Source organism: Stenotrophomonas sp. SI-NJAU-1 (genome assembly GCF_020883215.1).
Lineage (GTDB): Bacteria > Pseudomonadota > Gammaproteobacteria > Xanthomonadales > Xanthomonadaceae > Stenotrophomonas > Stenotrophomonas indicatrix.
In genome coordinates this window covers 2,498,137-2,512,302 of the sequence record NZ_CP086598.1, presented here as the reverse complement: position 1 = coordinate 2,512,302, position 14,166 = coordinate 2,498,137, and the positions used below count along the sequence as shown (strand labels likewise).

General features: G+C 67.4%; 14 protein-coding genes. 7 read left to right on the top strand and 7 right to left on the bottom strand.

From position 1 onward, the window contains the following. Window positions 1-45: 45 nt before the first annotated feature. From LMF57_RS11550 to LMF57_RS11525, 6 genes are all read left to right on the top strand, one after another. Window positions 46-462: an AraC family transcriptional regulator gene (locus tag LMF57_RS11550; protein WP_229289881.1), complete on the top strand. Its 417-nt coding sequence runs from the start codon at window positions 46-48 to the stop codon at window positions 460-462. Then, window positions 459-1,115 carry a hydrolase gene (locus LMF57_RS11545; protein WP_229289880.1) on the top strand — a complete coding sequence of 219 codons (657 nt, stop codon included), beginning with the start codon at window positions 459-461 and terminating at the stop codon, window positions 1,113-1,115. The genes LMF57_RS11550 and LMF57_RS11545 overlap by 4 nt, the downstream gene beginning before the upstream one ends. Window positions 1,116-1,117: 2 nt before the next feature. Further along, window positions 1,118-1,543: a DoxX family membrane protein gene (locus LMF57_RS11540; protein WP_025878529.1), complete on the top strand. Its 426-nt coding sequence runs from the start codon at window positions 1,118-1,120 to the stop codon at window positions 1,541-1,543. 119 nt (window positions 1,544-1,662) lie between these two features. Further along, complete coding sequence (locus LMF57_RS11535; protein ID WP_229291388.1) at window positions 1,663-3,513, top strand: amidohydrolase; 1,851 nt, start codon at window positions 1,663-1,665, stop codon at window positions 3,511-3,513. Continuing rightward, window positions 3,492-4,775 carry an alginate export family protein gene (locus LMF57_RS11530; RefSeq protein WP_117310616.1) on the top strand — a complete coding sequence of 428 codons (1,284 nt, stop codon included), beginning with the start codon at window positions 3,492-3,494 and terminating at the stop codon, window positions 4,773-4,775. Before LMF57_RS11535 ends, LMF57_RS11530 begins: the two co-directional genes overlap by 22 nt. Then, entirely contained in the window at window positions 4,769-6,415 is a 1,647-nt protein-coding gene (locus tag LMF57_RS11525; protein WP_117310615.1) for an MFS transporter, read from the top strand. The genes LMF57_RS11530 and LMF57_RS11525 overlap by 7 nt, the downstream gene beginning before the upstream one ends. 73 nt (window positions 6,416-6,488) lie before the next feature. On the opposite strand, the gene LMF57_RS11520 is transcribed toward LMF57_RS11525, so the two are convergent. After that, window positions 6,489-7,313, bottom strand: a complete 825-nt coding sequence (locus LMF57_RS11520) for an alpha/beta hydrolase (RefSeq protein WP_208083191.1) — start codon at window positions 7,311-7,313, stop codon at window positions 6,489-6,491. A 192-nt stretch (window positions 7,314-7,505) separates the two neighbouring features. Between LMF57_RS11520 and LMF57_RS11515 the strand changes: the two genes are divergently transcribed. Next, entirely contained in the window at window positions 7,506-7,895 is a 390-nt protein-coding gene (locus LMF57_RS11515; protein ID WP_324255938.1) for a hypothetical protein, read from the top strand. Window positions 7,896-7,951: 56 nt separating this feature from the next. On the opposite strand, the gene LMF57_RS11510 is transcribed toward LMF57_RS11515, so the two are convergent. From LMF57_RS11510 to LMF57_RS11485, 6 genes are all read right to left on the bottom strand, one after another. Beyond that, the gene (locus LMF57_RS11510) at window positions 7,952-8,656 is read right to left on the bottom strand and encodes a DUF2968 domain-containing protein (RefSeq protein WP_208083192.1); all 705 of its coding nucleotides are present in this window, start codon (window positions 8,654-8,656) and stop codon (window positions 7,952-7,954) included. Window positions 8,657-8,756: 100 nt separating this feature from the next. Further along, window positions 8,757-10,907 carry a TadG family pilus assembly protein gene (locus LMF57_RS11505; RefSeq protein WP_229289878.1) on the bottom strand — a complete coding sequence of 717 codons (2,151 nt, stop codon included), beginning with the start codon at window positions 10,905-10,907 and terminating at the stop codon, window positions 8,757-8,759. An 8-nt stretch (window positions 10,908-10,915) separates the two neighbouring features. Then, entirely contained in the window at window positions 10,916-11,380 is a 465-nt protein-coding gene (locus LMF57_RS11500; protein ID WP_229289877.1) for a DUF3613 domain-containing protein, read from the bottom strand. Beyond that, entirely contained in the window at window positions 11,377-12,261 is an 885-nt protein-coding gene (locus LMF57_RS11495; RefSeq protein ID WP_229289876.1) for a tetratricopeptide repeat protein, read from the bottom strand. Before LMF57_RS11495 ends, LMF57_RS11500 begins: the two co-directional genes overlap by 4 nt. A 5-nt stretch (window positions 12,262-12,266) precedes the next feature. Continuing rightward, on the bottom strand, window positions 12,267-13,196 hold the full coding sequence (locus LMF57_RS11490) for a type II secretion system F family protein (protein WP_208083195.1): 930 nt from the start codon (window positions 13,194-13,196) through the stop codon (window positions 12,267-12,269). Between the two features lie 28 nt (window positions 13,197-13,224). Then, a complete protein-coding gene (locus LMF57_RS11485; RefSeq protein ID WP_229289875.1) occupies window positions 13,225-14,166 on the bottom strand; it encodes a type II secretion system F family protein in 942 nt (313 codons plus the stop codon).

Below are 14,166 nucleotides of genomic sequence, written 5' to 3'. Positions count from 1 at the left end.
GCAGCCGGCGGCACACCATGGGGGCTCCCGTCGCGGCGCTCCTTCATGGCTACCGTCCAGCCTCCTGCCCTGTCCGCAACCTCGTTGGCACCGCACCAGCGGGCCGCCCTGCAGCGTGCACTGCGCTATATCGACGAGCACCTGTCGCAGCCGCTGCGGGTGACCGAGCTGGCCGAGGTCGCCTGCGTGAGCCGTTTCCATCTGGTGCGGCTGTTCCGTAGTGGCACCGGTGCCAGCCCCCTGCGCTACGTGCGCCGTCGGCGTATCGAGCGTGCCCGGCAGTTGCTGCCGGCGGCCGCGCAGTCGATGACCTGCCTGGCCCAGCACCTTGGCTTCTTTGACCAGAGCCACTTCGTCCGCAGCTTCCGCGCCGAGACCGGCTGCAGTCCCGGCCAGTATCTGGCCGATGGCGCGGCCCGTTCCCAGCCCCCTGTTGTTTCCTCCACCGGAGTCCACCCATGAGCCTCGCCAACGCCACCCCCGCCAAAGCACTGCTGTCACCGGCCGACCACGCCCTGATACTGATTGACTACCAGTCGCAGATGGCATTCGCCACCCACACCATCGACATCTCCGCGCTGCGCAACAACGTGTCGTTGATCAGCAAGGGCGCCAAGGGTTTCAAGGTGCCGGTGCTGCTGACCACGGTGGCCGAGAAGTCGTTCTCCGGCCCGATGTTCCCGGAGCTGCCGGCGATCTTCCCCGGCCAGGCGGTGTTCGATCGCACGTCGATGAACACCTGGGAAGACCAGCCGGTGATCGATGAGGTGAACCGCATCGGCAAGCGTCGGCTGGTGCTCGCCGGTTTGTGGACCAGTGTGTGCATCGTCGGCCCGGCGCTGTCGGCGCTGGAGCAGGGGTTTGAGGTCTACGTGATCACCGATGCCTGCGGCGATGTGAGCGAAGAGGCGCACGAACGTGCGATCGCCCGCATGGTGCAGGCCGGTGCCGTGCCGATCACCAGCGTGCAGTACCTGCTGGAACTGCAGCGCGACTGGGCGCGTTCTGAAACCTACGACCTGACCACCGGCATCGCCCGTGACCATGCGGGTGGCTATGGCGTCGGCATCCAGTACGCCAAGACCATGTTCGGCGCGCAGGAAGGCGGGCACTGAGCGTGCGCGATGGCCATGGTCTCGACCTGGCCTTGTTGATCCTGCGTGTGGCGGCGGGAGGATTCCTGCTGCCGCATGCGCTGGGCAAGTTGTTCGGCTGGTTCAACGGGCCGGGCCTGGCAGGTTTTGCCGGCGAACTGCGTGGCTTCGGTCTGCCGTCGTCGGCGCCGCTGCCACTGCTGCTGGCGCTGCTGCAGGTGGTGGCCGGTAGCGCTGTGATGCTGGGCTGGCAGGCCCGGATCGCTGCGCTTGTCGCCGCCGCCTTCATCGCCTTCACCGCCCTGCTTGCGCTGCGCAACGGGTGGTTCTGGATGCGCGGCGGTGCCGAGTATCCGTTGTTGTGGACGCTGGCACTGCTGGCCATCGCCCTGGCCGGGCCCGGTGCATGGGCGGTGGATGGTCTGCTTCTTTCTGGAGACATCGCGTGAACAACGAACCTCTCGATCCTGGCCGCCGCAATGTGGTGCTGGCCACCGGTGCCGCGCTGGCGCTGGGCCTGGCTGGCGGTACCGCCGCGGCCATCCAATCCCCTTCCAAGGAGCGTCGCATGAGCACACTGGTCATCCGCAACGCACGCATCACCACGCTTGATCCGCAGCAGCCGCATGCGCAGGCACTGGCCGTGCAGAACGGCCGTATCGTTGCCGTGGGAAGCGACGAGGACATCATGCGCGGTTGGGGCAGCGAAGCCACGATCGTCGATGCGCAGGGGCGGCGCATCGTGCCCGGACTCAACGACAGCCACACCCACCTGATCCGCGGTGGCCTGAACTACAACCTGGAACTGCGCTGGGATGGCCTGCGTTCACTGGCCGATGCGATGGCCATGCTGAAGGCGCAGGTTGACCGCACGCCCGCGCCGCAGTGGGTGCGTGTGGTCGGTGGATTCACCGCGACCCAGTTCACCGAAAAGCGCCTGCCGAGCCTGCAGGAGCTGAACGACATCGCTCCGGATACGCCGGTGTTCCTGCTGCACCTGTACGACCGCGCGCTGCTCAATCGCGCCGCGCTGCGTGCCTGTGGCTATACCAAGGAAACGCCGGACCCGCCCGGCGGACAGATCGTGCGCGATTCGCTGGGCAACCCGACCGGCCTGCTGCTGGCCAAGCCGAATGCATTGATCCTGTATGCGACCCTGGCCAAGGGGCCGAAGCTGCCGGTCGAGTACCAGGCCAATTCAACCCGCCATTTCATGCGCGAGCTGAACCGCCTGGGCATCACCTCGGTGATCGACGCCGGAGGCGGTTTCCAGAACTACCCCGAGGACTACCAGGTCATCGAGCAGCTGCATCGCGATGATCAGCTGACCGTGCGCATTGCCTACAACCTGTTCACCCAGAACAAGGGCAGCGAGGTCAGCGATTTCCGCGGCTGGAGCGAGATGCTGCAACCGCGCCAGGGCGATGACCTGCTGCGCCACAATGGTGCCGGCGAGATGCTGGTGTTCTCTGCAGCCGACTTTGAACTGTTCAACGAGCCGCGCCCGGAACTGCCACCGGAACTCGAGCCGGAGCTGCACGATGTGGTGAAGCTGCTGGTGGAGAAGCGCTGGCCGTTCCGCATCCATGCGACCTACGACGAAAGCATCAGCCGCATCCTCGACGTCTACGAGCAGGTCAACCGTGAGGTGCCGTTCGATGGCCTGCACTGGTTCATCGACCATGCCGAGACCATCACCCCGCGCAACATCGAGCGTATCCGCGCACTCAACGGCGGCATCGCCGTGCAGCACCGCATGGCCTACCAGGGCGAGGCATTCGTGCAGCGCTATGGCGTGCAGGCGGCGCGGCACACGCCACCGGTGAAGCGGATGCTGGCCGAGGGCGTGCCGGTCGGCGCCGGCACCGATGCTACCCGCGTGGCCAGCTACAACCCGTGGGTGGCGCTGTCGTGGCTGGTGACGGGACGCACCGTCGGCGGCCTGGCCCTGTACGGTGATGAGAACCTGCTGGAGCGCGAGCAGGCCCTGCGCCTGTGGACACAGGGCAGCGCCTGGTTCTCCGGCGACGAAGCGGTGAAGGGCACGCTGAAGGTGGGCCAGCTGGCCGACTTCATCCTGCTGTCGGCCGACTTCTTCCGTGTCGATGAGCAGCAGATCGCCGACATCACCAGCCTGCTGACCGTGGTGGGTGGCCGCATCGTGCATGGCGACGGCGACTACGCCGGGTTGGCGCCGCAGCTGCCTCCGGCGATGCCGGACTGGTCGCCGGTGAACCGCTTCGGTGGTTACCACGTCGGAGGAGCGGCGACCGGATTGGCTGCGGCGCACCGTCATCACCACCATGGTGTGGCCTGCAGCACCCACGGTGCGCATGGCCACGCAGTCCGTCATCCGGCGCCAACCGATGACCTGACCGCGTTCTGGGGCGCGATGGGGTGTTCGTGCTTCGCGTTCTGACCTTGGCATCGCTGGTGTTGCCGTCGTTGGCGCTGGCCTGCGACGGTGGCGCCTGTACCACGGTCGGCGACGGCCAGTTGCAGTGGGATGCATCGCTGCGCCTGCGTGGCATGTACTACGCACCGACCCGGTTTGGCGTCGGTGCTGGCGACGATGGCTACGGCCTGCTGCGTGCGCTGGCTTCTGCCTCCTTCGCGCAAGGTGACTGGCAGGCGAAGCTGCAGCTGGGTACGCATGCCGAGCGCGGCAAGGCCGGTGGCCCAGGTCGTACCGATCGCGGCGCGCTGGACGTGCAGCAGGCGTACTGGCGCTGGGCCGGCGCTGGCATGCACGTGCAGCTGGGCCGGCAGGAAGCGGGCTATGGCAGCTCGCGCCTGTTGTCGGTGCGCGACGGGCCGAACATCCGCCTGGCCTTCGATGGTGCGCGGGTGGGGTGGCAGGGCAGGCTGGGCGCACTGGACCTGATGGCGCTGCGCCCGGTCGAGAACCGCCCGGGTGCTTTCGATGACCGCGGTGAGCGCGGTGCACACCTGCTCGGCGCGTATGCGACCACGGCCAAGGGCGCGGGCATCAGCCAGTGGGACCTTTACCTGCTCGACTATCGTCGCGAGGGCGCGCGCTTCGCCGCGGGCAGCGGCACCGAGCGGCGGCAGACCCTGGGCGCGCGCTGGTTCGGCCAGTCGGGTGCGCTGGACTGGAATACCGAAATGGTGGCGCAGGGCGGTGAACTGCGGGCTGTGACCGGCGATCTGGACATCCGCGCCTGGACCCTCGCCACCGATACCGGTTGGCGCTGGAGTGCGCTGCCGCTGCAACCGCGGCTTGGCCTGAAGGCCGACATTGCCAGCGGCGACGCAGAACCAGGTGATGGTCGGCTGGGTACGTTCAATGCGTTGTTTCCCAAGTCCGCCTATTTCAGCGAAGCCAGCCTGTTGGCACCGGCCAACCTGATGGATCTGCAACCGACACTGGCACTGCGCCTGCATCAGGCGGTGACGACCGAGCTGGGTGTGCAACTGGCGTGGAAGCATCGGCGCGCCGATGCGGTCTATACCACGCCGGCACCGTTGGCAGCGTTGCCCGGCAGTGCCGGAGGCGCACGCCGCATCGGTACCCAGTACAAATCCGAAACCCGCTGGCAGGTCAATGACCACTGGCAATGGCAGCTGCAGCTGGCCTGGGTCGACGCGGGTCCTGCACTGAAGCAGGCTGGCGGCCAGGACACGTTTTTCGCCTCGATCGTTGGAGCATGGCAATGGTGAACGCATCCGCGTCACAGCACGCATCCCAGGCCGCAGGTGCCTGGTCCCCTCTGAAGATCCGCATGTTCCGCTCGATCTGGCTGGCGATCCTGGCCAGCAACATCGGTACCTGGGTCAACGACGTGGCTGCGGCCTGGGTGATGGCCGAACGCACCGGTTCGGCGTTGATGGTGGCGCTGGTGCAGTCGGCCACCACCGTGCCGATCGTGCTGCTGGCGCTGGCGGCCGGCACCCTCGCCGACATCGTCGACCGCCGCAAATACCTGCTGTTCACCCAGGGCTGGATGCTGCTGGTGGCGGCAGCGACCGCCGTGCTCACGGCATTGGACCTGCTGACCCCGCAGCTGCTGGTACTGCTGACCTTCTGCATGGGCTGCGGTGCGGCGATGGCGATGCCGGCACAGGCCGCGATCGTCTCCGAGCTGGTTCCGCAGCCGATGCTGGCCTCGGCCGTGGCACTCAACTCCATCGGCATCAACATTGCCCGTTCCATCGGGCCGGCCATCGGCGGGGTGATCGTGGCCCAGCTGGGTGCGGTGTGGGCCTTCGGGTTCAACGCCATCACCTTTGCCGCCATGCTGTTCGTGGTGTGGGGCTGGAAGCGTGATCCGAAGGCGTCCAGCCTGCCGCCCGAAGGGTTCGGCGCTGGCCTGAAGGCGGGTCTGCGCTATGCCAGCCGTGCCGGTCGCCTGCAGGCGGTACTGATCAAATCGGCCGGCTTCTTCTTCTTCGCCGCGGCGATGAACGCGATGCTGCCGGTGGTGGTGCGCGGGCAGATGCAGGGCGGAGCGGGGCAGTACGGCGTGCTGCTGGGTTGCATCGGCATCGGTGCGGTAGGTGGTGCGTTGCTGCTGCCGAAGCTGCGGGCCAGGCTTGATCGCGACCTGCTGGTGCTGCTGGCCACCCTGTCGCTGGCAGCAAGCCTGGCCGGCCTGGCGCTGACCCGCAGCTGGTACGTGTTGCCGCTGGTGATGCTGGTCAATGGCTTTGCCTGGATCACCGTACTGTCTTCGCTGCAGATTGCAGCACAGACGGCGGTGCCGGCCTGGGTGAGGGCGCGTGCGCTTGCCCTGTACATCATGGTGTTCTCTGCCGGCATGGCGGCCGGTGGCCTGAGCTGGGGTGCACTGGCGCAGCGCACATCGCCCGAGCTGGCACTGCTGGTGGCTGCTGCAGGTGCGGTCATCGGCGGCCTGCTGGTGTGGCGGGTACGCATTGCAGGCGCCGAAGATCTGAACCTGAGCCCGGCCGGGCACTGGCCCGCACCGGAACTGTCGGTGCCGGTGTCGAATGATCGCGGACCGGTGCTGGTGACCATCGAATATCGCATCGATGCCGCCGACCGCGCCGCGTTCCAGGCGCAGATGCGCACGCTGGGAACGATCCGTCGGCGCGATGGCGCCGTGGTCTGGGGCGTGGTCGAAGATGTGGCAACCCCGGGCATCCATCTGGAGTATTTCGTCGCAGCATCGTGGTTGGAGCACCTGCGCCAGCATGAACGCATCACCGCTGACGACAAGGCGATCCAGGAGGCGCTGCGCGCGCTGCATCGCGGCGAGCGCGCGCCGGTGGTGCGTCATTTCGTCGGTGGGCACGATCCACTGCCGGCGGCGGCGCCGCATCACCACAGCGATATCTGATGGTCCTGTGATGGAGCCGGCCGCTGGCCGGCTCCAGGCAGGAGCGGCGGCGCCGGGGCGCCGCCGCGATACGTCATCTGCGTGCGAATGCCAGCAGGTCGGCGTTGAACTGATCGGCATGGGTCAGGGTGAGGCCGTGCGGTGCACCGGCGTACACCTTCAGTTCTGCGTTGCGGATGATCTGCGAGGACAGCTTGGCCGAGGCGTCGAACGGCACGATCTGGTCGTCATCGCCATGCACCACCAGAGCCGGCACGTCGATCTTCTTCAGGTCGTTGGTGTAGTCCACCTCCGAGAATTCGTGGATGCAGTCGTACTGGCCCTTCACGCCGCCCAGCATGCCCTGCAGCCAGAACGAATCACGCATGCCTTCGGTGACGTTGTTGCCATCACGATTGGCGCCGAAGAACGGCGTGGCCAGATCCTTGAAGAACTGCGAACGATCGCCACCGGTGCCCTTGCGGATGCCGTCGAACACTTCCAGCGGGGTGCCGGCCGGATTGCCTTCGGTCTTCAGCATCAGGGGCGGCACCGCGCCGACCAGCACCACCTTGGCCACGCGCTTGCTGCCATGGCGGCCGATGTAGTGCGCCACTTCGCCACCGCCGGTGGAATGGCCGACCAGGATCGCGTCCTTCACGTCCAGCGCATCCAGAACGGCAGCCAGGTCATCGGCGTAGGTGTCCATGTTGTTGCCGTCCCAGGTCTGGCTGGAGCGGCCATGGCTGCGGCGGTCATGGGCGATCACGCGGTAGCCGTTCTGGCCCATGAACAGCATCTGCGGGTCCCAGGCATCGGACGACAGCGGCCAGCCATGGGCGAATACGACAGGCTGGCCGGTGCCCCAGTCCTTGTAGAAGATGCGGGCGCCATCATTGACGGTCACGAAATTGCTCATTGCAGGTTCCTTGGCGGAAGGGAGGGAAGACGCCTGCGGGTTGGCCGGCGCCTGCGGCAGTACAGCGCACGATGGGCCATGTGCATTGCACGGCTGTGCCGGATTGGCGTGGTCGTCGCGCTGACGCGACTCGCTCTGGCGGGGAGCCCGTGCCGATGGCAACCATGGCCATCGGACGCGCGAGGGCCAGTCATGAAGATGCCGGGATGGGGAGTGCTGCCTGCACTGCTGTTGGCTGCTGTGGCGACGGCACAGACCAACGTCTACAAGTGCACCGGAGGTGAGAATCCGGTCTACCAGCAGACGCCCTGCCAGGGGCGTGCGGAGTGGCGCTGGGAAGTGCCCGGTGCCGAGTCGGAGGCACGCGGACCCACACCTGCAGTCGTGCAGCCTGCCCGCAACGGTAGCAGGCGGACGCCACGGCGCGGGCGCGCACAGGGCGCGCTGATATCGATCACGGCTGACCCGCGTGGCTGCGAGCGGGCGCGGCAGCGGCAGGTGGCAACGCTGGCCAGGCCGCGCAGGCTCGACTACCTGCAGCGCAGGCAGCTGGATGACGCGGTACGCGAGGCCTGTCGTTGAGCACAACGAAAAACGGCACCCGAAGGTGCCGTTCTGGTCTACAGGCCCGGAAGACCTCAGCGGCCGTCGCTGGCGGCCGCCGGTGCCGTCGCCGCATCCGGCTTGGGCAGGCTCAGCTCCGGGTTGCCCTGTTCGGCCTGCAGGATCTGGATCCGTCGCTGCAGCGCATCGAGCTGGCTGTTGGTGCTCTGCACATCGGTGCTCAGACTGACCGCCTGCTGCTGTGCCTGCTGCAGCGCTGCGCTGACCTGCGCCGACTGCGCCTGCTGCTGTTCCATTTCCTGCTGCAGGGTGCGCAGGCGTTCTTCGTTGTAGGCCACCAGGCGCTCGGTGTAGCGCTTGCCGGCTTCCAGCCGGGTGGTGTCGATGTAGACCTGCGCCAGCTGTTCGGACTGCTGGGCGAAGGTGCGGTAGACACGCTCGGCGTTGTCGACGGCATCGGTCTTGATCACCCGCCAGAAGTTCTTCTCCTGGAACAGCGCCACGTAGTAGGTCAGGGTATTGGCATTGAACAGCAGGCTGGCACCGTAGTTGCCGTTGTAAGTGGTACGCAGCTCGGTGAGCTGCTGCGCATCCATCAACTGCTTGAGTTCGTCGACGGTGTTGCGTACCACCGGTGCGCCCTTGGCCGGTTCGACCGCGGCAGTGCGATCACCACGTGCGGCCAGCGCCGACGGCGCCACCGCCATCATGGCCACGGCCAGCAATGCTGCGCCGCGGCGATACCGGGCGAAGACGGTGCCCCCTGAAGTTTCTCGCATGTCTAGACCATCCACGGATGTAGTGTGGGTTGAGTTGAAAGTGGTTCCCCGCCGCGAGTCTAGCATGGGCACGGACGCCGCCAAGCGGCGCCCGCGCGGGTCAGAAGACCAGCTGCGCCGAGCTGCACTGGATCGACTGCATGCTGACATCGGTGCGGCCCAGTTCCAGCCCGAGCAGGCTGGCCAGGGTGTTGGTCAGCAGGGTGCCGACGCTGTTGAGCACGGGCTTGAGCGCCGCCAGCACCGGGTCCAGCAGCGCACACAGCAGCCCGCTGCAGGTGACGTTGCTGCCGGGGGTGGTCACGCCGCCGCCGTTCTGGCCATCAAGGAATCCGTCCGGGGCGGTCTGGATGTAGGAGGCCAGGTTGTTGCGCACGCAGCCGTTGTAGTCGATCAGGTTGCCCAGCAGGCTGTCGCAGCGGTTGATCAGCAGGCCGCCGACCAGCGAGCCGAGCAGGCCATCGAGCAGGCCCAGGCCCTGGCCGGTCACGGTGGTGCGATAGCCCGTCCACACCGAGCCATCTTCCCAGCAGGTGGTCAGGCCAAGCAGGCAGGGCTTGGGTACGCCTTTGGTAACGGTCCAGTTGCCCAGCGGTGCGAGGTTGCGTGACGGATCGCCATCGCGCAGCAATGGAATCACCTGGTCCACGTTGTAACGCCCGCCGCTGGGGAAGGCCGCCTGCAGGTAACGGTCTGCCAGAGCTTTGGCGGTGTCATTGGCGCTCATGCCCTGCTTGGGTGAACTGAGCATGCCTGACAGCACCCGCAGCAGTTCGTTGACCAGGTCCGACACGGCGGTGCCGACGGCCAACGGGTTGATCCGGGTCGAGCCGGTCTCGCCTGCGGCCAGGGTCAGGCTCTGCGTGCTGGTCAGCGCCGGCAGGGTGACCTTGTCGTTGATCAGGGGCTGCCCCAGCAGCTTCAACAGCTGCTCGTTCTGCAGGGTCGCGTCACAGACGTTGCTCTTGGAGAAGCGATCGGCCGCGTTGACCTTGCCGACGCAGGCGCGCAGTACCGAGGAATCGACCTGGACGGTGGCCGTCGGCGGCGCCGCACCGCACTGGATGCTGGTCAGTGTCCCCATCGCATTGGCCACATCCACGTGCAGTGGCAGATGCAGGCGGGTGCCGAGCAGGTTCAGCAGCGGACCAATCGCGAACAGGCGGTCGCTGTCGACGTCCAGCATCAGCCGCACCTGCGCGTTGTATGCGCGTGCGCCGACGCCACCGATGGCGATCGACGGCGGCTCCACCACGCCGGCCGTGACGTCGATGCCCAGCAGGTTCAAACCCTGCACCTGCACACCATTGCCATCGTTGGCGATGGAGATCGCGGCGGTGACAAGATCCAGCACGTTGACCCTCGATTCCAGTGCGCTGCCGATGGTGCCGTCCGGTGAGATCACCTGCGCGAACAGCCCGCCGCCGCCGTTCTGGCTGCCCAGCAGAATGTTCAGCTGGTTGATGTCCAGCCGGGTGCCGACCAGGTTGGACAGCGCCTGCAGCTGTACGCCGACGGCGGTCTCGCGGCCCACCACCGTGGCAGTGGCATTGACCAGCTGTGCCAGTGATATGCGGTTGACCGACAGCAGCCGGTTGAAGTCGGCCACGCTGAGGTCGGCGGTGACCGGGATGCCCAGTGCCGCCAGCAGCCCCGACGGGGTGACGGTGGCCTGTGCCAGGCCGTCGTAGGACAGCACGGTTGCGTTGGTGACGTCCAGGCCGACCAGCCGAAGGGTCGCCATCAAGGGGGAGTTGCCATTGGTGCGCAGCAGCTGCGAACCCACTGCAAACACGGCGCTGGGTTCCGAACGCTTGGCCACCGCCTGCACGCGCAACGTGGGCAGCGTGCTGTTCTGGCCGAAGAACGGCAGCACGCCGCGTTCGGCAATGACCCGCACCGCGTTGCGTGGATTGCCTGCGTCCACGCTTGGGCTGAAGTGGTCAGCCGTTCCGCGGGTGGCATTCCAGTTGCCGCACTGGATCTGCACCTGCCCAGGGAAGGTGTTCTGTGCGAGCGCGTTCTGCCGGGCCGCGCTGTTGTCGGCGTTGTCGGGCCGGCACAGGTCCAGCCGTTGTGCGCCTGCCAGCGCAGCCAGATCGACCACCTTCTGCGCATCGCGCTTGGCCCAGAACAGGAAGCCGATCTCGATCAGGCCGAGCATGGCCAGCAGCGCGATCATCACCAGCATCATGGTGACCGACATACCGCCGCGCGGGCGACTGAAGCTGATGTGGCGTGCTCGGTTCATGGCGGGCCTCAGCGTCCGGATCGGGAGGATCCTGCGGACTTGGCGACGTCGGTTTCGAAGAATTGCGGAATGTCGTACTGGAAGCTCTTCAGGTAACGCGCGTAGCTGGATGTGGCCTGGTCGCCGAGGATCGGCAGGCGGGCACCGGCCACCTCGCCGGACGCCTGCAGGCGGAACAGGCTGCGAGTGGTGTCGCCGATCTGCGAGGTGTTGGGTCGCAGCGGAGTGCCACCGGAATCAGGCCTGGTTTCAGGGGCTGCGGGGGCTGCGATGGGCGCTGCGGCTGGTGGCGGCGATACGTCCACGGTAGCCACCGGCCCGCTGTGCAGGGGAGCGGCTGCCGGCGCGGGCGCGGCACCACCCAGCATCTGCCCGGTCAACGGTTGCTGCGGCGTTTGCGCCTGCACAACCGCAGCGAAAGACAAGCCGGCAAGCACCGGCAGCAGGCAGCGGATCAGCGGCGTCGAGGTCATGGCGTGTTCCCGGTGGGATGGTCGGTGGAGCCAAAGCGTTCCAGCATCGAGGGCGGCAGTCGTGGTGGGTCGCGTTGGTCGCGGCCATCGCGGCGCGGTTCGGCGGCCAAGCGTGGGCCTGCGTTGGCGGGGGTGGCAGCTACCGAAGCAACTGGCCGTGCCGCTGCCGCCGCTGCAGCAGTGGCAGCGGCCTGGCGTTGCTGCAGCCGCGCGCGGATCTGCTGCGCCTGCTGTTCCACGCTGCGGCGGGTCTCCTCGCTGAAGCTGGCCTGCTGGGCCAGCCGTTCGACGGTGGCAGTGTCGCCACGCAACAGCGCCCACAGGGCAAGATTGGCGGTGGCCTTGGCATTGCCTGGCGACAGTTCCAGCGCCTTGGCCAGTGGCTCGCGTGCCTGTTCGAAGCGGCCGGCACGAAGCCGTGCATAGCCCAGGTCGCCGAGGTAATCGGTGTTCAGCGGGCTCAACTGGGTGGCACGTGCCAGCGCCTGTTCGCCGCCCTGGTCGTCGTCGCGGAGGGCAGCGATCAGGCCCATGCCGTGTGCAGCGGCCGCGGCCTGCGGGCCATTGCCGAGTTCGCGGTACAGCGCCAGCGCCGCATCGATCTGGCCGGTCTGGCGCAGTGCGTCGGCCTGCAGCAGGCGCAGTGCCGGGGTATCGCCGTAGCGTTGGCGGAACGCATCCACGTGCGCCAGCGACGCGTACCAGGCGCCCTGCTGCTGCATCCGCTGGATCAGTTCCAGGTAGGCGTTGCGGCTGTCCTGCGGGGCCGGCGTCGGCTCGGCCAGGCTCGGCGCACGCAGGTACTTCGGCGTGGTGGAGCTGCAGCCGGCAGCGGCGGCAACCAGGGCAAGCAACAGGCAGGCAGGGCGCAGGACAGGCATGAAGGTCATCCCATTTTCGACAAGGTAGTGGCCAGCGCGACCAGCGCCGGTCCGGCCAGCACCAGCATCAGTGCCGGCAGCAGGGTCAGCATCATCACCACGGTCATCTTCACCGAGAGCTTGCCGACCTTTTCCTTCAGCGCGTTGCGGCGCTGCTCGCGCAGGCGGACGCTGAACTGGCGCAGCGGTTCCTGCACGGCACCGCCGTGGGCGTGCACCTGCAGGATCAACTGCACAAGGCTGGACAGATCGTCATCTCCGTACACATCGCTCAGCCGTCGCAGCGACTGCGCGCGCGTGCGCCCATGGGTGTAGGACACATTCGCTTCCTGGATTTCCCCACCCAGCACCGGCAGTGCGTCGCGCAGCTTGTCGCCCAGTGTCTGCAGGCTCTGATCCATGCTGTAGCCCACGCCCTGCAGCAGGCGCAGCAGGTCGATCAGCAGCGGCAGCTCATTGTTCACCGCGCGTCGCCGCCGCTTGACCCACGCACTGAGCGCGAACTTCGGCAGCAGCAGGCCAGCAGCCAGCGCGCCGATCACCACCATGATCCTCGACAACCCCGTGACGTCACTCAGCGTCAGCGCAATACCCAGTACCAGCACCGCCAGCAGCAGCCGCAGGCCGAGGTAGATGGAGGTGCCGCGGCGGGTGTTCCAGCCGGCCAGGTCCAGCAGCAGGCGATCCTCACCGGCCAGCAGCGCCGCTTCCAGGCGTCCGCCACTCAGTCCGCGGCCGAACTGCTCCAGCCAGCCGAGTGAGTCCTTGCGTGCGTCGGCCGCTGTGTCTTCGCTTTCGCGCGGACGTAGCGCTGTTTTCAACGTGGCCTCGCTGCGATCCTCGCGATGGCTGCGCACCCAGCTGCCAAGTCCCAGCAGGGCCACGCCGGCGGCCAACACCAGCAGGGCAGCCACGAACCAGATGCTGGCGCTCATTGGATGCCTCCTGCGTGGACGGGGATGTTCATAGTGATTTGGCCAGGCGGTACAGCAGGAAGGCGCCGGTCAACTCCAGCGCCAGCGCGATCAGCAGGATCTTGTGGCCCAGTGGGTCGTGCAGCACCGGCTGGAAGAATTCGGGGCTGGAGATCGCCATCAGCACGGCGCTGGCCGGTGGCAGAAGGCCCAGTACCCACGCCGACATGCGGGTTTCAGAAGTGGTTGCGGCCAGTTCCTGCTGCGCCTGTTCCAGGTCACGCATGAAGTCGCCCATGCGCTGCAGGATCTGGTCGGCACGGCCACCGATGCGCACGCTCACGCCCATCACCACCGCCAGCACCTTCAGCACCTCCATGCGGTAGGGCTGTGCGGCCAGGTTGAGCGCACGGTCAAGGTCCATGCCGCCACGTGCATAGCGCACCGTGGTGTCGAGCAGGCCGCGCAGCGGCGCGTTGGTCTGCGTCGACGCGACCTGGAAGGCGGCCTGCAGGCTGTTGCCGAGCGCGGTAAGGCGCACCAGGTTGTCGAGGAAGTCCGGCAGCTGGTGCAGCAGCTGCGCCTGCAGCTTGCCGATACGGCGCATAAGCCACAGCCAGCAGCCCAGCACGTACAGCAGCAGGGTCAACGGGAACATCCAGAAGGTGCCCAGGCGCAACACCGCGAACGCGGACAGGGCGATTCCCGGCAGCAGCATCAGCAGCGGCAGCTTCCAGCCCGGTGCCAGGCCGGCACGCTGCAGCAGCCCGTTCCAGGGCAGGGTGCGGCGATCTGGCGCAGGCAGCGGCGCCTGCCGTGCCGTATCGGCCGGCGTGGCGGCAGCGCCGGTGCCGCGCGCCAGCTGCTGCTCGGCATGCTGCAGCGAAGCCTGGCGCTGTTCTCGGCTGCCGGCCGTCCCCCACAGCCACACCGCCAGCGCCAGCAGCACCGACACGATGCTCAGCACACCCAGCAGCAGGCCGGTACCCAT